The sequence below is a fragment of the Pseudoalteromonas piscicida genome, from assembly GCF_000238315.3.
GTDB classification, from domain to species: domain Bacteria; phylum Pseudomonadota; class Gammaproteobacteria; order Enterobacterales; family Alteromonadaceae; genus Pseudoalteromonas; species Pseudoalteromonas piscicida.
This window is the reverse complement of record NZ_CP011924.1, coordinates 986,378-1,006,249: the sequence shown is the minus strand read 5'-3', so window position 1 is coordinate 1,006,249 and position 19,872 is coordinate 986,378. Positions and strand designations below refer to the sequence as shown.

Annotated in this window: 15 protein-coding genes and 1 pseudogene; 4 read left to right on the top strand and 12 right to left on the bottom strand. The window is 44.6% G+C overall.

Annotation, left to right across the window (positions count from 1 at the left end):
• Positions 1-4: 4 nt before the first annotated feature.
• The 8 genes and pseudogenes from PPIS_RS04715 to PPIS_RS04675 form a co-directional block, all read right to left on the bottom strand.
• Complete coding sequence (locus tag PPIS_RS04715) at positions 5-1,273, bottom strand: efflux RND transporter periplasmic adaptor subunit (protein ID WP_010376937.1); 1,269 nt, start codon at positions 1,271-1,273, stop codon at positions 5-7.
• A 537-nt stretch (positions 1,274-1,810) separates the two neighbouring features.
• Complete coding sequence (locus PPIS_RS04710; protein WP_145957325.1) at positions 1,811-2,530, bottom strand: IS110 family RNA-guided transposase; 720 nt, start codon at positions 2,528-2,530, stop codon at positions 1,811-1,813.
• A gap of 324 nt (positions 2,531-2,854) precedes the next feature.
• The gene (locus tag PPIS_RS04705) at positions 2,855-3,886 is read right to left on the bottom strand and encodes an IS110 family RNA-guided transposase (RefSeq protein WP_169922903.1); all 1,032 of its coding nucleotides are present in this window, start codon (positions 3,884-3,886) and stop codon (positions 2,855-2,857) included.
• Between the two features lie 289 nt (positions 3,887-4,175).
• Positions 4,176-6,071: an acetate--CoA ligase gene (locus tag PPIS_RS04700; RefSeq protein ID WP_010371424.1), complete on the bottom strand. Its 1,896-nt coding sequence runs from the start codon at positions 6,069-6,071 to the stop codon at positions 4,176-4,178.
• 710 nt (positions 6,072-6,781) lie between these two features.
• A pseudogene (locus PPIS_RS04695) lies at positions 6,782-7,447 on the bottom strand (GntR family transcriptional regulator).
• Positions 7,448-8,088: 641 nt separating this feature from the next.
• Positions 8,089-9,585: an aldehyde dehydrogenase (NADP(+)) gene (locus PPIS_RS04685; protein WP_026345560.1), complete on the bottom strand. Its 1,497-nt coding sequence runs from the start codon at positions 9,583-9,585 to the stop codon at positions 8,089-8,091.
• An 84-nt stretch (positions 9,586-9,669) separates the two neighbouring features.
• Positions 9,670-10,671, bottom strand: a complete 1,002-nt coding sequence (locus PPIS_RS04680; RefSeq protein ID WP_010371438.1) for a 4-hydroxyproline epimerase — start codon at positions 10,669-10,671, stop codon at positions 9,670-9,672.
• 4 nt (positions 10,672-10,675) lie between these two features.
• Positions 10,676-11,590, bottom strand: a complete 915-nt coding sequence (locus tag PPIS_RS04675; RefSeq protein WP_010371439.1) for a dihydrodipicolinate synthase family protein — start codon at positions 11,588-11,590, stop codon at positions 10,676-10,678.
• Positions 11,591-11,818: 228 nt separating this feature from the next.
• Here PPIS_RS04675 and PPIS_RS04670 point away from each other — a divergent pair, with 228 nt between their 5' ends.
• From PPIS_RS04670 to PPIS_RS04655, 4 genes are all read left to right on the top strand, one after another.
• Positions 11,819-13,054 carry an NAD(P)/FAD-dependent oxidoreductase gene (locus PPIS_RS04670; RefSeq protein ID WP_010371440.1) on the top strand — a complete coding sequence of 412 codons (1,236 nt, stop codon included), beginning with the start codon at positions 11,819-11,821 and terminating at the stop codon, positions 13,052-13,054.
• Positions 13,055-13,231: 177 nt separating this feature from the next.
• The gene (locus PPIS_RS04665) at positions 13,232-14,443 is read left to right on the top strand and encodes a M24 family metallopeptidase (RefSeq protein ID WP_010371441.1); all 1,212 of its coding nucleotides are present in this window, start codon (positions 13,232-13,234) and stop codon (positions 14,441-14,443) included.
• A gap of 119 nt (positions 14,444-14,562) precedes the next feature.
• The gene (locus PPIS_RS04660; protein ID WP_010371442.1) at positions 14,563-14,874 is read left to right on the top strand and encodes an antibiotic biosynthesis monooxygenase family protein; all 312 of its coding nucleotides are present in this window, start codon (positions 14,563-14,565) and stop codon (positions 14,872-14,874) included.
• A gap of 223 nt (positions 14,875-15,097) precedes the next feature.
• The gene (locus PPIS_RS04655; RefSeq protein WP_010371443.1) at positions 15,098-15,409 is read left to right on the top strand and encodes a hypothetical protein; all 312 of its coding nucleotides are present in this window, start codon (positions 15,098-15,100) and stop codon (positions 15,407-15,409) included.
• Positions 15,410-15,473: 64 nt separating this feature from the next.
• On the opposite strand, the gene PPIS_RS04650 is transcribed toward PPIS_RS04655, so the two are convergent.
• The 4 genes from PPIS_RS04650 to odhB all read right to left on the bottom strand — a co-directional run bounded on the left by PPIS_RS04650 (position 15,474) and on the right by odhB (position 19,866).
• A complete protein-coding gene (locus PPIS_RS04650; RefSeq protein ID WP_010371444.1) occupies positions 15,474-16,040 on the bottom strand; it encodes a Crp/Fnr family transcriptional regulator in 567 nt (188 codons plus the stop codon).
• Between the two features lie 120 nt (positions 16,041-16,160).
• Positions 16,161-17,033 carry a succinate--CoA ligase subunit alpha gene (gene sucD, locus PPIS_RS04645; RefSeq protein ID WP_010371451.1) on the bottom strand — a complete coding sequence of 291 codons (873 nt, stop codon included), beginning with the start codon at positions 17,031-17,033 and terminating at the stop codon, positions 16,161-16,163.
• Entirely contained in the window at positions 17,033-18,199 is a 1,167-nt protein-coding gene (gene sucC, locus PPIS_RS04640; RefSeq protein ID WP_010371452.1) for an ADP-forming succinate--CoA ligase subunit beta, read from the bottom strand. Before sucC ends, sucD begins: the two co-directional genes overlap by 1 nt.
• Positions 18,200-18,372: 173 nt before the next feature.
• Positions 18,373-19,866, bottom strand: a complete 1,494-nt coding sequence (odhB, locus tag PPIS_RS04635) for a 2-oxoglutarate dehydrogenase complex dihydrolipoyllysine-residue succinyltransferase (protein ID WP_010371456.1) — start codon at positions 19,864-19,866, stop codon at positions 18,373-18,375.
• Positions 19,867-19,872 lie beyond the last annotated feature (6 nt).

Genomic DNA, 19,872 nt, shown 5'->3' with positions numbered 1-19,872 from the left:
GAAGCTACTTCCCGAGTAACACTCGCGCTTTGTTATTGAACGGATCTAAACTTGAGATCACGATTTCTTGTCCTTCATTCAGGCCCTCGATAATCTCAACTTCAGAAATACTTTTTACACCGAGCTGAATGGGTGTTTGATCAGCCTGCTCACCGACAACCGCATAGGTAAAACGCCCAGCGCCGGTTTCAACAAATGCACCACGCCTTACTTTGAGCACGTCTTGCTTTTGCGACAGGATAATTCTTGTAGATACCTTTTGGTTTTGGCGAAGACCGCTTGGTTGTTCATCAAAACGTACTCGCGCACTGACACGGCCTGCTTCGATTTCAGGGGAAATAGCGACCAGCTTTGCGTGATATTGGTATTGATTGATAAATACTTCAGCGGCCATGCCGACACCTAGATTGTCGGCGTAAATTTCTGGTATTTGCGCTTCAACCTCAAGCTCAGAAAGGTCAACCAAGGAGATTAATGCCGCATCTCGCTGTACAAACTGCTTTTGCTGGACATGCACTGTACCAACAATACCTGACAACGGCGAAATAATGTTAAGAGCGGCTACCTGACGCTGCACTTCTTCTAAAATATGCTGTTGTCTGGTTAGGCTCAGCTCACTACTTTTTAGCTCAAACGCAAGTCGCTCTTGCTCAAGCTTTAGCGAATCGATGGCGTGACGCTCTTGTAGCTGCGCGCGCTTAAGTTCAACCATTGACTGTTCAAGCTCTAGTTTTGAGATAATTTGCTTTTCGATGCTTTGTTTTGAGCGTGCCATTTCCCGCTCTGCCGCTTCTAAGTCTACTTTCGCCATTTCCATGCGTTGTTCAGTATCGAGTAGCTGCTGTTTAATCGAGATCCTTTGGCGCTCAACTTCCGTTTGTAAACGTTCAAATGTCGCCTCTTCTTGTAGTAAACGGTTGGTTAGCTCTGGACTGTCGATATTAAGCAACGCTTGCCCCGCTTTGATGGCATCACCGGGTTTAACATTGAGTGTTACTGTGCCCGATGCGATGGCGTATAAGTCTGGATTATTCGCAGCGAGCGTACGCCCTTCAACGCGAATATCTTCGCTGATATCTCCTCTCACTACTGTGGCGAGACGTACTTGCTCGCGCGATACGGTCTGCTCTGCTGACAGAATCGTGTTAATGCTTGGCCAAGTACTGGTTAATCCAGCTAAGGTGATGCCAACGGCCAACAACGCAATCACCGGCTTTTTTATGGTTCGCTTTTTTGCGATTTGTTTGTCTTGCACACTTGTATCTTTAATCATGCTACCTCCTTGCGGACAAGTGGGTGTCCGCGATTATCATGAGTAACTAATTACAAGTAGTGTGCCAGAATTTATACTACTGTTTTATATAGCATTTATTATATTTAACGGCTTTATTCAAGGGGATTGGACGGACACCGGACAGTTTGCGGACAATAGCTGAACGTAACTAAAACTGGCTGTTCGTGACTTACCGCAACATCAAATTTTAGTGGGAACCACAATTAAAAGATCGCGGGGTGAACCCGCTTATATGGACTCCTCCAATTGTACAAGCCACTTTTAGCATTATTAGTGTGATTGCGTGCTTATATCCGGGCTCTTGATGAGGTGCTACCTCGGCCTCTTTGATGTATTCGCGCCCTTGTGCCTTCTCTCCCACGCGGTATTTGTATACACCTGCGGTTTAACAGGCTCTCAAGGGTGGGTCTCACCGCTTAATGCTCTATCTTGGCTTGTTCAATACTGGGGGTAATCTCAGTATGCTTTCTGCTTTTACGTTCTGTTTATCTTGATTTGTTCTTCTGTTACTCAGTGCTACGCCGCTAAGATTTTTGGCTCGTATGTTGAACCGTTTTTAAGTAAGGCATAGGCGGTTCTAACCGTTTTATTGGCCAATGCAATGGCAACACATTTCACGCTTTTCTTGGCGAGTAGGTTTTTTATCCAGCGTTCTTTCTCTGTGGTCGCTTCTTTATGTTTTAGCCTGCTGACTACCGTTCTTGCACCGAGAAACAGGTTTTTCCTTAATGTATTGCCTCGTCTTTTGGGGATATGACCTATCTTGGCTTTTCCGCCTGATGAGTGCTGGGTCGGTGTAACACCTGCACATGCCGCCGCTCCTCTGGCATCACTAAATTGTGAAGTATTGCCTAAAAATGATAACAGCTCTATCGCGGTAATTGGGCCAACGCCTTCTAATGCCATTAAACGCTGGCAACTGTCATTTTGCTTGGTTATCGCTTCAACTTGTTTATGTAGTTGTGCTTTAGCGGCACATTGTGTTTTATATAGCTCGTAACTCACCGCGAGTGCTTGTTTTAATGCGATAGGGAGCGCATTTTCAGCATCTTCTAAAATATCTGGAACCGCTTGTGTTAACGCTGCATCGCCTTGATTAATGACAACACCAAACTCTAATAGCAAGCCACGTATTTGATTTGAAAGCTGAGTCTTTTGTTTATCTACTAAGGTTCTCGCTTGGTTCAATGACTGCAACGTTTGCTCTTCAACCGTCATGATTTTACAGGGCTTCACGTTAACCACAATTAAAAGATCGCGGGGTGAACCCGCTTATATGGACTCCTCCAATTGTACAAGCCACTTTTAGCATTATTAGTGTGATTGCGTGCTTATATCCGGGCTCTTGATGAGGTGCTACCTCGGCCTCTTTGATGTATTCGCGCCCTTGTGCCTTCTCTCCCACGCGGTATTTGTATACACCTGCGGTTTAACAGGCTCTCAAGGGTGGGTCTCACCGCTTAATGCTCTATCTTGGCTTGTTCAATACTGGGGGTAATCTCAGTATGCTTTCTGCTTTTACGTTCTGTTTATCTTGATTTGTTCTTCTGTTACTCAGTGCTACGCCGCTAAGATTTTTGGCTCGTATGTTGAACCGTTTTTAAGTAAGGCATAGGCGGTTCTAACCGTTTTATTGGCCAATGCAATGGCAACACATTTCACGCTTTTCTTGGCGAGTAGATTTTTTATCCAGCGTTCTTTCTCTGTGGTCGCTTCTTTATGTTTTAGCCTGCTGACTACCGTTCTTGCACCGAGAAACAGGTTTTTCCTTAATGTATTGCCTCGTCTTTTGGGGATATGACCTATCTTGGCTTTTCCGCCTGATGAGTGCTGGGTCGGTGTAACACCTGCACATGCCGCCGCTCCTCTGGCATCACTAAATTGTGAAGTATTGCCTAAAAATGATAACAGCTCTATCGCGGTAATTGGGCCAACGCCTTCTAATGCCATTAAACGCTGGCAACTGTCATTTTGCTTGGTTATCGCTTCAACTTGTTTATGTAGTTGTGCTTTAGCGGCACATTGTGTTTTATATAGCTCGTAACTCACCGCGAGTGCTTGTTTTAATGCGATAGGGAGCGCATTTTCAGCATCTTCTAAAATATCTGGAACCGCTTGTGTTAACGCTGCATCGCCTTGATTAATGACAACACCAAACTCTAATAGCAAGCCACGTATTTGATTTGAAAGCTGAGTCTTTTGTTTATCTACTAAGGTTCTCGCTTGGCTCAATGACTGCAACGTTTGCTCTTCAACTGTCATGATTTTACAGGGCTTCACGTTATATGCTTGGCTTGCACTGGCAATGGCGAGGACATCATTTGCATCAGTTTTTTGGCCTTGCCTAAACGCTTTAACAAATTTAGGGGGAAGCAACATGACATCGTGCCCCAGCGACAGCGCTTTGCGAGCAATGTGCTGGGCGCTACCACAAGCTTCCATCACGACCTTTGAACCCTCGGCTTTTGCTAGCAACTCAAGCATAGGTTCGCGTTTCATTGGCTTATTAAACTTGAGTTTATTGCCTTTCAGCTGCGCTACTTGGAAAATGTTTTTTGCCAAGTCGATAGCAATTAAATTAGACTGTGTCATGTATGGATTCCTTATTTGGTAAAAGTGTTTTGCAATATCTTTATACCGTACTCTCCCGTTAAGGGGGAGGAGTCCATACATCTCCCACCTAATATTGCTGCACGCTTAACACAAGTTACTCTAATAGCTCAGCAGCACCGCTAGATCGCGACTAAAACTGGTAGATTGTGATTTATCGCGACATCAGATTTTAGAAGGAACGACACACCAAAAAATCGCGGGGTGAACCCGCTCCTAACTAATGTTGATGCGCGTTTAGCGTTAGGGGTAACCGGCTAACACACAAAAACTATTGGTGCTGGCTCACATCCCACAATTGCTTTAACTCTTCTATAATGGCGGGGTCGTCAATGGTAGATGGCACGACAATGTCTTCTCCGTCTACCAGCTGGCGTAGGTTCTTTCTAAGAATTTTACCTGAACGGGTTTTGGGTAAACGCTCAACCACTTTAATGGTTTTAAGACAGGCAATCGCGCCGATTTTTTCGCGGATCAGGCTTCTTATTTCCTCGGCAATGGCCGTTTCAGTGGTGTTTACGCCATCTTTCAGTACCACCATGGCAATAGGCACTTGGCCTTTTAGCTCGTCTTTACCGCCAAACACGGCGCATTCTGCAATTGCATTGTGACCTGCGACGATTTCTTCCATTTCACCGGTTGACAGTCTATGCCCGGCTACGTTTATTACGTCATCGGTGCGGCCCATAATAAACAAATAGCCGTCTCCATCAAAATAGCCGCCGCCACCAGAGAGATAATAACCGGGGTATTGTGATAAGTAACTGCCTTTAAAGCGTGCTGTATTATTCCAAATGGTGGTTAAACAACCAGGGGGAAGTGGCAATTTAACCGCAACAACACCTTGTTGATTGGCTTCACATGGACTGCCGTCCACATCAAGGATCTCAACTTGATAGCCCGGTGTAGGAACTGTGGCACTGCCCGCCTTTGTAGGCATCAATTCAATTCCAACTGGGTTAGATGCAATTGCCCAGCCCGTTTCCGTTTGCCACCAGTGGTCGATTACCGGCAGCTTTGTGGTGGACTGTAGCCAGTCGTAGGTAGCAGGGTCGAGTCGTTCACCAGCTAAAAATAGTGCTTTTAGACTGCTGGTGTTGTAGTTAGCCAAGAGGGCTGCGCTCGGATCTTCTTTTTTTATGGCACGAAATGCTGTCGGAGCACTAAAAAGTGCAACCACTTGGTATTCTTCGACCACTCGCCAAAACGCCCCTGCATCTGGAGTTTTAATCGGTTTTCCTTCGTATAATACGCTGGTGCAACCATAAATCAGCGGGCCATAAACAATATAAGAATGCCCCACAACCCAGCCAATGTCGGATGCAGCCCAAAACACTTCACCGGGCTCCATGCCGTAAACGGTTTTCATACTGTAGTTTAATGCCACAGCGTGACCGCCCTGCTCTCGCACTACTCCTTTGGGTGTGCCTGTGGTGCCAGAGGTATACAAAATATAAAGCGGATGGGTGCTTGGTAACGGCACGGCATCAAAGGATTCTGGCGTGTTTGCCACCACAGCCCAATCTAGGTCCCTTGGCGACGAAATCTGCGCTTGGTACTCCTCACGCTGTAACACAATGCAATGTTCCACTTGATGCTTTGCCAACGAGAGCGCTTCATCCAGCATAGGTTTGTATTCAATGATGCGGTCTATTTCAATTCCGCAAGAAGCGCTGATCACTAGCTTTGGCTTAGCATCATCTATTCTCACCAAAAGCTCATGAGGTGCAAAGCCGCCAAACACCACAGAATGAATAGCACCCACGCGCGCACAAGCAAGCATAGCAACGACCGCTTCAGGCACCATAGGCATATAAATTACGACCCTATCACCTACATTTACACCAAGTTGATTTAAGCCAGCGGCAAAATGGCTCACCTGAGAGAGCAACTCTCGATAGCTAATTTTGCGTTTTGTATTCGTCACAGGCGAATCATAAATTAGCGCGGTTTGCTCTGCTCTCCCTTGGTTTACATGATGGTCGAGTGCCAAATAACTAGTATTCATCAAGCCATCACTAAACCAATGACTCAGTCCCTCTTGGTCTTGGTTATGTCCGATTTTTGGTGGCGTATGCCAATCAAGCCGTGCCGCTTCTTTAAGCCAAAATGCCTCTGGGTCTTGGGAAAATGTTTGATATGCCTGTTGATAGGTTGTTGTTGTCATAATAAGTTACTCAGTTTCGCTGGAACTTAGTAAAGATAGATAAAAAACCGCCAAGTTTTGATGAGACTTTAGTCTTGCGAGGATGATGTGGATCAATGTTGGGGGCGTTAGATATGATTATGGTTTGTATGGGGATACAATAACTTAGCTAATGTACATTTCCGGAGCTAAGCTTACTTTCTTTTATAGTCAAGAAAATGCCTATGAGCGTCATCTACTCACTACGAACAACTAGCCCTACTTTTTAACAAAAAAGTTGGTGGATGTTCGATTAATCTGGTACTAATATGAAGTAGAATGAGGTGATTGCAGGAGTTACAGTTTACTGTTAGTTTGTTCTGCACGCCTAAAGTTATTAAAAAATAAAGGATTATTTCTATATCTCCCCCTAAAAAGCTAGACAGTCAGTTTCTTGGAAAAAGTATTGCAGTTGGCGCAGGTATTGGAACTACAGTAGGTGTTATGGTTGGCGTCACATTTAACATTCTTTCCTTTAGTGTGGCAATAGGTGCGGCTTTTGGTTGTAGCATTGGGGTTGCAGTATGTGCTGCCTTTACTCAAAAGAGTTAGCATAAGTTAAAAGATAACCTTAAATGAGCACTTGCTCTTGCAAACAAATATAATCACAGCACCCTGAACAATCGAGCCGCCATTGGAATATACGTGACGATTGTTCAGAGATCCTCCGAAGCCTACCCCACCAAGGTTACCTACTGCTCGCTTTCAAGCTTTAGCAGCAACGCTTTGATATCATCTTTTGCGCCGGTGATATGTTTTTTCAAAAAGTCACAGGCCCCTTTGGTATTTTTATCGCGGCATAGCTCTAATAGCTGGCGGTGTTCCTCTGGTGCGGTTTTAATGCCGCCGGCGAGTAAGATGTGCATGCGCACGTAACGCTCAGAGTTTTTACTGTACACATCCACCAGCTCACGTGTTTGTGGGCGCTGTGCTTTGCTGTAGAGTTTGCTGTGAAATTCGGCGTTGAGTTTGCCCGTTGCCAGTTGTGTATCGCCAGCGGCCATTGCTTCTTCAAGCTCGGCTAAAATGGCTTCGGCTTCTAATAGGTCGCGTGCGGTTAACTTGTTGATTGAGTGACGTAATAGCTCGGCTTCTAACAATGCGCGTAGATCAAATATTTCATCGATTTGTTCGGCACTTAAACGCGTGACTGTCGCACCTTTGTGCGCTTCAAAGTTAACTAAGCCTTCAGCTTCTAGTTGCAGAAGGGCTTCTCTAACAGGAATACGGCTTACATTTAACTCATCTGCCAGCGCGGCTTACCTTAGCGGCTCGCCCGCTTTGATTTCGCCAGTGAGGATTTTTTCACGAATTGCTTCAGCAACTAATTGAGTTCGAGTTTTATGTACAATCGCCATAGTATTTAGTAATTATTGTTTTATGAACTCATTATAAACGTATCTGAGTTCAAATTGCATGTTTGTCTTAATTAATTACAGAGTCATGTATTGAGTTATAAGTGGCTGCGCAAACTTAGGTTTATGTTTATTGTACTGAGCTTCGTCTTATAGTTTACTTGTAGAAGAAGAAACATATTTGTTCCTTGTTATTAAATCGCATCAGTAGCATCGTATAAAGCACTACACGTATAACGGCCGCTTTATTAATGAACACAAGTCTCTAGTGCGTAATCAAAGCTTCCCCCAGCATCTAAACAATTGTCAACCGCAATAAAATTACTGGTCAGGACAAAAAATACAACAGTACCGACTAGCGCTATGACCCCTAAAACCAGCGCTAGCTTGAACTTGTACTTGTTTGAGTTGATTGGTGAATTAGGCTTTTTATCTGTGTCTTTACAAACCATGGACGCTATGACTGTTCCGATTATTGTTATGAAAAGCGGTAACTTATCACTCTATACATATCCGCTCAAGCGAAAATATTTTAAGTTCCTACCGTAATTCAACCTCGCCATAAGTATGAACACCGCCTAAAGTAAAATTTAGTAAAAAGCCCATAGCAATACTATGGGCTTGGTTTGCTTAACTTGGTTTGCTTAACTTTGTATACAAATTGGTCTTACGAATCGCTTTAGCGCTTCTAGCCCTACCGATGTTGAGCGTACATCGGTTGATGACGGAAACGGCCCACCATGGTTCATGGTGGCGCACACTTCAACGCCTGTTGGCATTTGCCCGTAAATCAGTCGACCTACACGGTATTGTAGCGCCTCTATGATGCCTTCGGCTTGATATAGGTCAGACTCAGTCCCATGAATACTGGCGGTGAGTTGTCCATCTAAGTCTGCGATTAAGTCTTCAAGCTGCGCTAAGTTGTCATAGCTCACCACTAAAGCACTTGGCCCAAAGACTTCTTCTTTAAGCCTTGCATCGGTTGCAAAGCTTTCGCTATCCGTCAGGAACAAGTGAGCGCTTGCGTGAAACGGCTGTGCTTGCTCACCAGCGCTCAACAACGTTACTTGAGGGTGTGCTTTTAGCGCCGCGATGCTGTTTTGATAAGCTTTTAAAATGCCCGGAGTCAATAAGGTATCTGAAGGCGCTTCACTAATATGTCGCTTAGTTGTCTCGATAAATGTTTGCGAACTATTCCTTGGCACCAACCAAATGCCGGGGCTAGTACAAAATTGACCATTACCCATAAGTAAAGACTGGACAAATTGTGCACCAAGCTCTGCGCCTTTTGCCTGTACTTTTTCAGGTAAGACAATTTGCGGGTTCACGCTGCCAAGCTCACCGTAGAGCGGGATAGGCTCATGGCGCTTCGCAATGGTGTCTTGCAATGCTTTTGCAACGCCAAAGGAGCCTGTAAACCCAACAGCTTTGATAGGCTTAGCTTCCACCAGCCAATGTGCAACATCATACGCTGTGGCTTGCAGCATTGAAAACACCCCGCTTGGCATATCGCACTTGCTTATTGCTGTGGCGATGGCCTTAGTCATTAGCTCACACGTTGCCGGATGTGCTGGGTGACCTTTATATACCACAGGGCAGCCAGCGGCTAACGCAGCTGCGGTATCGCCTCCGAGCGTAGAGAAGGCATACGGGAAGTTTGACGCGCCAAACACCGCAACAGTGCCAATTGGAATATGCTTAAGCTGTGATTTCGGCTTAGGCAGCGGCGTCCGATTTGGGTCTGCTTGCTCTTCTTTATCTAGACTGAGCTCTGTTAGGTTATCTCTCAGCGCTGCGGCAAATGCGTTTAATTGGTTTACCGTGCGGCCGCGCTCGCCCTCGAGTCTTGGCCTTGGCAGGTTAGTTTCTGCCATCGTGGTGGTTATTAGCTCATCACCTAAGGCGAGAATTTCTTGTGCTATGGTCTCTAAAAACTCTGCTCTAGCAGTCATCGACGTTTTACGATAAGCCTTAAAAGCCTGCTCTGCTGCATTAACGGCTTCCTCTACTTGTGCTTCACTGGCGTTAAAAAATGCTTGCGTTAACGCTTCATTGGTTGCCGGGCAAAACGCGTAAAACGTTGTTGCCGCTTGTGCGGCTTGCCACGCACCGTTAATGTAACTCTTTCCTGATAAATTCATTGTTAGCTCCTGTTTTCTTTCAGTCTTAATGGCTAGGGCCTGTTGATCTTTCAAGTTTGTTTTTGCAGCAAAGGCCAACAAGCCCTAGAGCACCTGAAAACCAAATGCATACGGATCTTCGCCATCTACAGTGATACAATTACTCCCCGTTTGACGTGCCCAACCTTGAATACTTGGCAGAATTGCGGCTTTTCCCGCCACTTCAGTTGTGCCTTCGACCTTACCGATAAATTGGCTGCCTATGATGCTCTCGTGAACAAACGTATCGCCCTCTTTTAGCTGTCCTTTTGCAAACAGCTGTGCCATTCGTGCACTTGTGCCTGTGCCACAAGGCGATCTATCAATCGCTTTATCGCCATAAAATACCGCGTTGGCCGCATGACTATCTGGATGTTGTGGCTTGCCTGTCCATAACACATGGGAGGCGCCACACACGGTGGAGTCTTCAGGATGAATTGGGTTTATTTGTGCGTTAACTGCCGCGCGCACTTTGGGGCTCCACGCCAGTAATTCGGCAGCACAGCTTTGATCCACACCAGCAAATAGACTTTGAGGCTCAACAATAATGTAAAAGTTACCGCCATAGGCAATATCAACGATGAGCTCCCCTAGCCCATCAACGTGGACAGGCACCGCTTGGTATGCCAAAAATGCCGGCACATTGTAGAGCTTTACCCAAGTCACTTTACCAGCCTTCATCTCATAATAGGCATTCACACGCCCCGCAGGGGTGTCAAGCTTGAGTACACCCTGTTCCTTTGGAGTAATAAGGCCGCTTTCAAGGCCAAAAGTGACTGTCCCGATAGTGCCGTGCCCACACATAGGCAAGCACCCAGAGGTTTCGATAAATAGGATTGCCACATCCCCATCTGCGGTAGTCGGTGGATATAAAAAGGCACCCGACATCATGTCATGGCCTCTGGGCTCAAACATCAGTGCGCGCCTTATCCAATCGTAGTCACGTAAAAAATGTTGGCGCTTTTCACTCATGCTCTCGCCCAAAAGCGTTGGATGACCGCTTGTGACCAAGCGCACGGGATTGCCACAGGTGTGGCCATCTATACAATAGTAGGTGCCTAAAATCATACGCTTAGTCCAAGTTATATTGGCTTAAGTCAATTCGATTTGCCATCGCTTCATCGTACAAACGACTCACGTAAGCCTTTTGTTCTTGGGTGAGTGGCAATCTTGGAGAACGAGTCACTTCACTACCACGTCCAGCCAAATGTTCTGCATATTTGATGCACTGCACCAGTGTCGGAATAGTATCTAAGCGTAGCAAAGGTAAAAACCAACGCCACAGCGCGCGCACTTCCTCATAGCGACCTTGTTCAGCAAGCTTATAAATAGCCACTGACTCGCGTGGGAATACATTGGTCAATCCCGAGATCCAACCTGTCGCGCCAAGCATTAGGCTTTCCAGTGCGATATCATCAACACCACCAAATACAACGTAGCGATCGCCAAATGCGCTAAACAGCTCACTAATACGGCGGGTATCTTCCGTCGCCTCTTTTACAGAAACAATATTGGGCTCTTCAGCTAAGGTTTTCATGCCCTCAATAGACACATCGACACCGTAGGTCACCGGATTGTTGTAAATCATAATAGGTAATGCTGTGCTTCGCGCTACCTGTTGGTAATGATGAATCGCTTCGCGCTCGGTTGAGCGGTAGACCATCCCCGGCAATACCATTAGTCCATCTATGCCGAGCGCTTCTGCATCCTTGGCAAACTCGACAGCAAGTGCAGTTGTAGTTTCAGCCACACCACTAAGTAGTGGCACTCTATCACCTACCACTTCTGTTGCAGCTTTTAACACTTGGCGTTTCTCGTCAGCCGTGAGTGAGCAGTTTTCACCGACGGTGCCTAATACTATGATGCCATGAACCCCTTCGTTAATCAGGTTATCTATCATCTCTTTGGTAGTATCAAAGTTGATGCTTTCATCATCATGGAATTGAGTGGTTACTGCTGGATATACACCCTGCCAATTTACGTTCATGGTTCTCGCCTTTCATTAGGTTGTTTAGTTATTGTGCTTGCCATCATAGGTATATTGTATACAATAATCAATATTCAAAAGAGAGATTTTTTAGTCATCAACTCAAATGACTGGCCTAAATGTCTGTAATCTTATGACTTATAAGTGGTAAATTTTTTCTTGTAGGTATTTAAACGAGGCCTGATTGATGTCTATGTGGAAATACAATTTAGGATGGTGAGGTGAATTGTGGAAAGTAATAATAAAATTGCAGTGATCGGCGCAGGGATCATTGGGATCACCACCGCGCTGCAATTAGCTCGACGAGGCCACGCTGTTACCTTGTTCGATAAAAACCGGCCCGCGGAGGGATGCTCTAAGGGTAACGCTGGGCATTTTGCCACAGAACAGGTATTCCCCATGGCTGATGCAGCTTTACTAACAAAAGTGCCTGCCATGTTAGTCAATCCGGTGGGGCCTTTGCGAATAGAGACCACCTCTTTACTCAAAAATATTCCTTGGTTTCTACGATTCTTAAAGCAAATGAAAAGTAGCTGTTTCCACAAAGGTACAATCGCACTTAGAAGTTTAAATGAACGCGCACTACCCGCATACCAGCGTTTACTTGGTGATAAGTATCATACACTTATATCTAGCAACGGCAGTTTACTGGTATTTGAAGGTGACGAAAGCTCTGCGCGTCAAAGCTATAAAAAATACGCCGAACAAAACATCTCAGTGAGCTTACTTACAGGTGATCAAGCCCGAGAAATGGAGCCGATCCTATCAAATACCATTACCTCGGCACTGTATTTTGATAAAGTCGCGCATAGCACAGATCCCTACGCTCTCTGTTTGACGTTATATGAGCAGTTTATTCAGCTAGGGGGAGCATTCCAACAAGGCTCTATCGACGATATTACCCACACAGAGCATGGCTACACACTTCACTCCAAAAGCCACAAGATGACCTTTAACAAAGTCGTTGTGGCAACCGGAGCTGCAAGTAAAACGCTCTGTGCGTCTTTAGGGTATTCACTGCCCATTATTGCCGAGCGTGGTTATCACAACATGTTGGCAATGAATAATACGCTTACACGACCTGTCGCATCGAGTGAACGAGGGTTTATCATGACGCCCATGTCACGAGGTTTACGACTGGCCGGAACGGTAGAGTTTGCCGCACTGGAGAGTAAACCCAACTACAGCCGTGCTCGCGTATTATTACATCACGCAAGTATTCTATTAAGGCAACCTCTGCCACAACATAGTGAAGCGCTTTGGGTTGGCTGCCGTCCCTCACTCCCAGATTATTTACCTGTCATCGGACAAGCGCCAAATCATCACAACCTGTATTTTGCACTGGGTCATCAGCATTTAGGACTGACCCAAGCCGCAATTTCAAGTGAATGTATCGCAGATCTTATTGACAACAAGCCCAACGACATCGATCTTACTCCCTTTAGTATTGCTCGATTTAATTAGTAATAGCAATTTGCTTGATTAAGAGGTCTATTTGAAGCAAGAAAATTTTACCGATAGCAAGGCAAAAATTTTGTGATTTAGTTACGCTAAATAAGAAATTTTTAACGCAGTTAGCGTAAAATTTACTCCTTCAAATTGAGCAAGTATCAAGTCAAATTGATATATAGGATCACAAAAATGAAAGGTATTGCATACCAGAGCGCGCAACAGGCGCTAGATAACTTAGAAGATATGACCAAAGGCGTAGCGCCAATTGGCGAAAGCGAGTATTTAGCAAGAATAGAGAAAGCTCAACAATATATGCAGCAGAACAACATTGATGCACTCTATTTAAATGCTGGTACAAATTTAAAATACTTTACTGGTTTGCAGTGGTACGCCAGTGAGCGTTTGGTCGGTGCTATTTTACCCGCCAATGGACAAGTTCAGTTTATCGTCCCATTTTTCGAGATCGGCTCAATCAAGGATTATTGGCTGATTGAAGGTCCTATTCATGCTTGGCAAGAAGAAGAATCTCCTTACCAGCTCGTCGCAAACGTACTTAACACACTCAATATTGATAGCACAGGCACACTCGCCATTGACGAAAGCACTGCGTTTTTTGTTGCTGATGGGATCAGACTCGCGGCACCTGAGCTTTCGCTTATCAATGCAAAGGCAGTAACCGCGCATTGTAGAATGCATAAATCGGCCAATGAAATTGCCCTTATTCAACGTGCAATGGACATGACACTTGCCGTACATAAAGCAACGGCATCTATGCTGTATGAAGGGATCACGACAACCGAAGTTGAAGCCTTTATTAATGAAGCGCACAAAAAAGTGGGGGCGCCGGGCAATTATTTTTGTATTGTGCTATTTGGTGTGGCGTCGTCATTCCCACATGGTGTAAAAAATCCACAAACGCTGAAAAAAGGCGATGTGGTTCTCGTCGACACTGGCTGTAAGTTACACGGCTACCTTAGTGATATTACCCGTACTTATGTTTTTGGCGACCCCAGTGAAAAGCAAAAGTCCGTTTGGCAAATCGAGAAGCAAGCGCAAATTGCAGCATTTAATGCAGCCAAAATTGGTGCGCCCTGTGGCGCTGTTGATAAGGCCGCGAGAGAATATATTGCCAGCAATGGGCTCGGTCCTGATTATCAACTACCAGGTTGCCCGCATCGCACTGGGCATGGCATCGGCTTAGATATCCACGAATGGCCTTATTTAGTCAAAGACAACCCAGAACCGCTTGCAGCCGGAATGTGTTTTTCAAACGAACCTATGCTGGTTATTCCTGATGAATTTGGCATTCGCTTGGAAGACCATTTCTATATGACCGACGAAGGTCCACGTTGGTTTACTGAACCTGCACATAGCATAGAAAATCCTTTTGGGGTTGAATAACCCTAGCGATAGCTACATGGTGAGATGCTCTGATAAGCAATTCACCATTTATCGTGATTGATTTAAGCAGGGGTTAATTGGTATAAACTTAACACCTGCAATTTACTGCGTCACAACTTATGATAGCAACTACTCCTCCACCACCCTATTACGCTGTAATTTTTACCAATATTAAAAATAAAGACGATGAAGGCTATGCGCAAACCGCTTCGCGAATGGTCGAGCTTGCACAGCTACAACCCGGGTTTTTAGGGTTAGAATCTGCGCGTGAAGAGGTTGGGATCACCGTTTCTTATTGGCGCGACCTAGAATCAATCAAAGCATGGAAAGCCAATGCTGAGCATATTGAGGCACAAAAAAACGGCAACAAAAAATGGTATCAAAGCTATACAACTCGTATTGCTAAGGTAGAGCGAGAATATAGCTTATAAGGCTACTAACGATTACCACCACCGACAAAATTGTCTTGCTCTAGCTGTTTTTATCTCTAGCAAGACAACTTCAAATTACGACAAAAACCCTTCAAATAACAACTAATATAAAAATTGCAACTTTTAAATAAAAAATTTCATAAATTACTGGTGGCATATTTTAAAAACTCTTCTATGATAAATTCTCAAATCAACGTAAGTTAACATTTTAAAGGAAAATAGAATGAAATCACTCATTGCGTTATCTATGGTATTAGGAGCATCGGTAGTATCTGCCCAAGAAGTTACTTATTATTCAAGTGAGTGCTATTATGCAGCTAATGGGATAACAAGCGTTAATGGCGTACTCTATAGTTATTCAGCTTCGGAGCGTTCAAATACGCCTTGGTATTTGACTGAAGAAGAAGCCACATGTGAAGGTGGTAAGGTGATACTTGGCACTTACAGGAGCTTTTTTGGTTCTTCAGTAATGTATAGAGATGTATATACTCCACTGCAAAGTAGTAAATTAAATACTAAAACCGTTAACGAGTAATCCTAGATTATAATAAACCACTATAATTCCTATATTTATAATAGTGGTTTATTATTAAAATAAATCAATTAATTTTCTTTATTCTATTTTTAATTCTTGATAACCCTTGTGCCGTGCATCCTAGATAGTTTGCCAAATCTTGATTAGTAATCTTCATTACCCAATCAGTTCTATACTCAAGTAAAAATCGGTAGCGTTCTTCAACCGTGTTTAAAAGTAAAAAAGCTTCCTTTGCCTCTTTAAACAATAACTGTTGCTGAAACAACTTTAATTTAAGCTCTGTTGTTGTCTGCTGCTTGAATAGGCTCAAGGGAACGTGCACTAACATCGCATCTTCAATTACAGCTAGTTGAAAGTGGCTGGGTAAGTCCCTTATCCATTCGGCATACAAAATACATAGCTCACCTGGAAAATAAAACTCCTTATGCCTTATCTCTCCACCCTCGCTGATAGCTGAGGAAACTAGCTTCCCCTTTTCGATAAAATAGCCTATGTCCTGTTTAGCACCTTGTGACAACACTATTTCACCTCGAGTATGATTCGTCCTAATAAGTTCAGGATGTTCATCAGTGAACGCTAAGAGTTCAGCTTTCATTGTTTCACAGAGCTGACCTAAAGTTTGATAAGGCATGTACAGTCCTCTCACCGAAGTCGATTTAATTACACTCGCGCTGATAATACCAATTTTATAATCTGCTTAAATAGATCAAAAAAGGCTCCATAAGGAGCCTTTTTAACGTGTGGTATTAACTTACCAACCCGCTTTCTCTTTTAGTGCAGAACCGATTTCTGCAAGAGAGCGAACTGTTTTAACACCCGCTGCTTCAAGTGCTGCGAATTTCTCGTCAGCTGTACCTTTACCGCCTGCGATAATTGCACCAGCGTGACCCATACGCTTACCTGGAGGAGCTGTAACACCTGCGATGTAAGAAACAACAGGCTTAGTTACGTTGTGCTTGATGTACTCAGCCGCTTCTTCTTCAGCTGTACCGCCGATCTCACCGATCATTACGATAGCTTCAGTTTGCGGATCGTTTTGGAACATCTCTAGTACGTCGATGAAGTTAGTGCCTGGGATTGGATCACCACCGATACCAACACAAGTAGATTGACCGAAGCCAGCGTCAGTTGTTTGCTTAACTGCTTCATAAGTCAAAGTACCAGAACGTGACACGATACCTACTTTACCAGGCAAGTGGATATGACCTGGCATGATACCGATCTTAGTTTCACCTGGAGTGATAACACCTGGGCAGTTAGGACCAATCATGCGAACGCCAGTTTCTTCTAGCTTCACTTTAACATCAACCATATCTAGTGTAGGGATGCCTTCAGTGATACATACGATTAGTTCGATACCTGCGCTGATCGCTTCAAGGATAGCGTCTTTACAGAATGCAGCTGGTACGTAGATAACAGATGCAGTTGCACCAGTTGACTCTACCGCTTCACGTACTGTGTTAAATACAGGTAGACCTAGGTGAGTTGTGCCGCCTTTACCAGGAGAAACACCACCAACCATTTGTGTACCGTACTGGATAGCTTGCTCAGAGTGGAAAGTACCCTGACCACCAGTGAAACCTTGACAGATTACTTTAGTATCTTTGTTAATTAGTACAGACATTATTTGCCCTCCGCAGCAGCAACTACTTTCTCAGCAGCGTCAGTTAGTGACTCAGCTGCAATGATGTCAAGGCCAGAGTTAGCTAGTACTTCACGACCAGCTTCAGCGTTAGTACCTTCAAGACGTACAACTACTGGTACGTTTACGCCAACTTCTTTAACCGCACCGATAATACCTTCAGCGATCATGTCACAACGTACGATACCACCGAAGATGTTAACTAGTACTGCTTTAACATTGTCGTCAGAAAGGATGATCTTGAATGCTTCAGATACACGCTCTTTAGTCGCACCACCACCAACGTCTAAGAAGTTAGCTGGCTTGCCGCCGTGTAGGTTTACGATGTCCATAGTACCCATCGCAAGGCCTGCACCGTTAACCATACAACCAACGTTACCGTCTAGTGCTACATAGTTAAGTTCAAAGCTTGCTGCGTGTGCTTCACGAGCGTCTTCTTGTGAAGGATCGTGGAATTCACGGATCTTAGGCTGGCGGAACAATGCGTTGCCGTCTACACCGATTTTGCCGTCTAGGCAGTGTAGGTTACCAGCGTCTGTGATCACTAGAGGGTTGATTTCTAGTAGAGCAAAGTCGTGGTTGATAAACATTTGCGCTAGACCCATGAAGATCTTAGTGAATTGCTTAACTTGAGTTGGGTTCAAACCTAGTTTGAACGCTAGCTCACGACCTTGGTAAGCTTGAGGACCTACTAGTGGGTCGATCTCAGCTTTATGAATTAGTTCAGGCGTTTCTTCTGCAACTTGTTCAATTTCTACACCACCTTCAGTTGATGCCATGAACACGATTTTACGTGAGCCACGGTCAACAACAGCACCTAGGTATAGTTCATTTGCAATATCAGTGCAGCTTTCTACTAAGATTTTAGCAACAGGCTGACCTTTCTCGTCTGTTTGGTAAGTAACTAGGTTTTTACCTAACCAGTTTTCAGCGAATGCGCGGATTTCGTCTTTGCTGTCTGCAAGTTTAACACCGCCAGCTTTACCACGGCCGCCAGCGTGTACTTGACACTTAACAACCCACTTGTCTCCACCGATTTTACCAGCAGCTTCAACTGCTTCTTGAGGTGTATCACAAGCAAAGCCTTCTGATACAGGTAAACCATATTCGGCAAAAAGTTGTTTTGCCTGATACTCATGCAAATTCATGATGCTTTATCCAATTTTTTATACTAAAAAAGCTGAATATTTATGCAAATAGTCAGCTATCCCAAATTGCGCACATAGTATAGATCCCAAGGCTTCTGATGAAAACCCCACTTAGACCAAAGGCGCAAAAAAAAAGCTGTATGCGAGCATACAGCTTATTCTTTAAACAAATATTAAACGTCTAGTAGTAGACGTGTTGGATCTTCAAGCAACTCTTTAATTGTTACTAGGAAACCAACTGACTCTTTACCATCGATTTGACGGTGGTCATAAGATAGTGCTAGGTACATCATAGGTAAAATTTCAACTTTACCGTTTACTGCCATAGGACGCTCTTGGATTTTGTGCATGCCCAAGATTGAAGACTGTGGCAAATTGATGATAGGCGTAGATAGTAGTGAACCGAATACACCACCATTGGTAATAGTGAAGTTACCGCCAGTCATATCGTCAACAGTTAGTTTGCCATCACGACCTTTGATAGCCAATTCACGAATATTCTTCTCGATTTCAGCAACAGAAAGCTTATCGCAATCACGTAGTACTGGAGTCACTAGACCACGAGGTGTTGATACCGCGATGCTGATGTCAAAGTAGTTGTGGTAAACGATATCGTCACCGTCGATTGACGCGTTAACTTCAGGGAAACGCTTAAGTGCTTCAGTTACCGCTTTCACGTAGAAAGACATGAAACCTAAACGAATACCGTGACGCTTCTCAAATACCTCTTGGTACTGCTTACGAAGGTCCATGATTGGCTTCATGTTTACTTCGTTGAACGTTGTAAGCATTGCTGTTGAGTTTTTCGCTTCTAATAAGCGGTTAGCGATTGTCTTACGTAGACGAGTCATAGGTACACGTTTCTGAGTGCGCTCACCTACCGGGGCAGCTGGTGCAGAAGCTGCAGCCTTAGACTCTGATTTTGCTGGTGCTTTAAGGAAAGCATCCACATCTTCTTTAGTAATGCGACCGCCTTTACCAGAACCTTTGATCTTAGAAGCATCAAGGCCTTTCTCCGCGATAAGACGACGAACAGATGGTGTTAGTACATCTGAGTTTTCGTCAGAAGCAGCAGCTGGTGCTTCTTCTTTCTTCGCACTTGATGATGCAGCTGGTGCGCCACCGGCAACGATTTTACCGATAACTTGATCACCTAGTACTGTCTCACCTTCAGCGTGGATGTGCTCACCCATCACACCGTCTTCAGGTGCAACAACTTCAAGAACCACTTTATCTGTTTCAATATCAACTAGATTCTGGTCGCGGCTAACCGCTTCACCTGGTTGAACGTGCCAAGTTGCGATAGTAGCGTCTGCTACTGACTCAGGAAGTACAGGTACTTTAATGTCCACTTCTTTACCTTCTGCTGCTGGCGCCGATTCTGACGCTGCTGGTTTTTCATTTGATTGAGCAGGCGCTGCTGCTTCATCAGCAGCACCTAGTTGTGCAATAACTTGTTCGCCAAGAACGGTTGCGCCTTCCTCTTCAGAAATTGCAACAATAACACCATCTTCTGGCGCTACAACTTCTAAAACGACCTTATCCGTTTCGATGTCAACTAAGTTTTGATCACGAGTCACTTTATCGCCAACGCTTACATGCCATGTAGCAACCGTTGCATCGGCAACAGACTCAGGAAGAACAGGAACCTTAATTTCGGTTGTCATCTCTTA

Bases quoted from the DNA above. Each gene is read 5' to 3' on its own strand.
- sucD (WP_010371451.1), bottom strand. From the start codon at position 17,033: ATGTCTGTACTAATTAACAAAGATACTAAAGTAATCTGTCAAGGTTTC.
- PPIS_RS04685 (WP_026345560.1), bottom strand. From the start codon at position 9,585: ATGAATTTATCAGGAAAGAGTTACATTAACGGTGCGTGGCAAGCCGCA.
- sucC (WP_010371452.1), bottom strand. From the start codon at position 18,199: ATGAATTTGCATGAGTATCAGGCAAAACAACTTTTTGCCGAATATGGT.
- PPIS_RS04655 (WP_010371443.1), top strand. From the start codon at position 15,098: ATGAAATCACTCATTGCGTTATCTATGGTATTAGGAGCATCGGTAGTA.
- PPIS_RS04700 (WP_010371424.1), bottom strand. From the start codon at position 6,071: ATGACAACAACAACCTATCAACAGGCATATCAAACATTTTCCCAAGAC.
- odhB (WP_010371456.1), bottom strand. From the start codon at position 19,866: ATGACAACCGAAATTAAGGTTCCTGTTCTTCCTGAGTCTGTTGCCGAT.
- PPIS_RS04705 (WP_169922903.1), bottom strand. From the start codon at position 3,886: ATGACACAGTCTAATTTAATTGCTATCGACTTGGCAAAAAACATTTTC.
- PPIS_RS04650 (WP_010371444.1), bottom strand. From the start codon at position 16,040: ATGCCTTATCAAACTTTAGGTCAGCTCTGTGAAACAATGAAAGCTGAA.
- PPIS_RS04665 (WP_010371441.1), top strand. From the start codon at position 13,232: ATGAAAGGTATTGCATACCAGAGCGCGCAACAGGCGCTAGATAACTTA.
- PPIS_RS04715 (WP_010376937.1), bottom strand. From the start codon at position 1,273: ATGATTAAAGATACAAGTGTGCAAGACAAACAAATCGCAAAAAAGCGA.
- PPIS_RS04675 (WP_010371439.1), bottom strand. From the start codon at position 11,590: ATGAACGTAAATTGGCAGGGTGTATATCCAGCAGTAACCACTCAATTC.
- PPIS_RS04680 (WP_010371438.1), bottom strand. From the start codon at position 10,671: ATGATTTTAGGCACCTACTATTGTATAGATGGCCACACCTGTGGCAAT.
- PPIS_RS04660 (WP_010371442.1), top strand. From the start codon at position 14,563: ATGATAGCAACTACTCCTCCACCACCCTATTACGCTGTAATTTTTACC.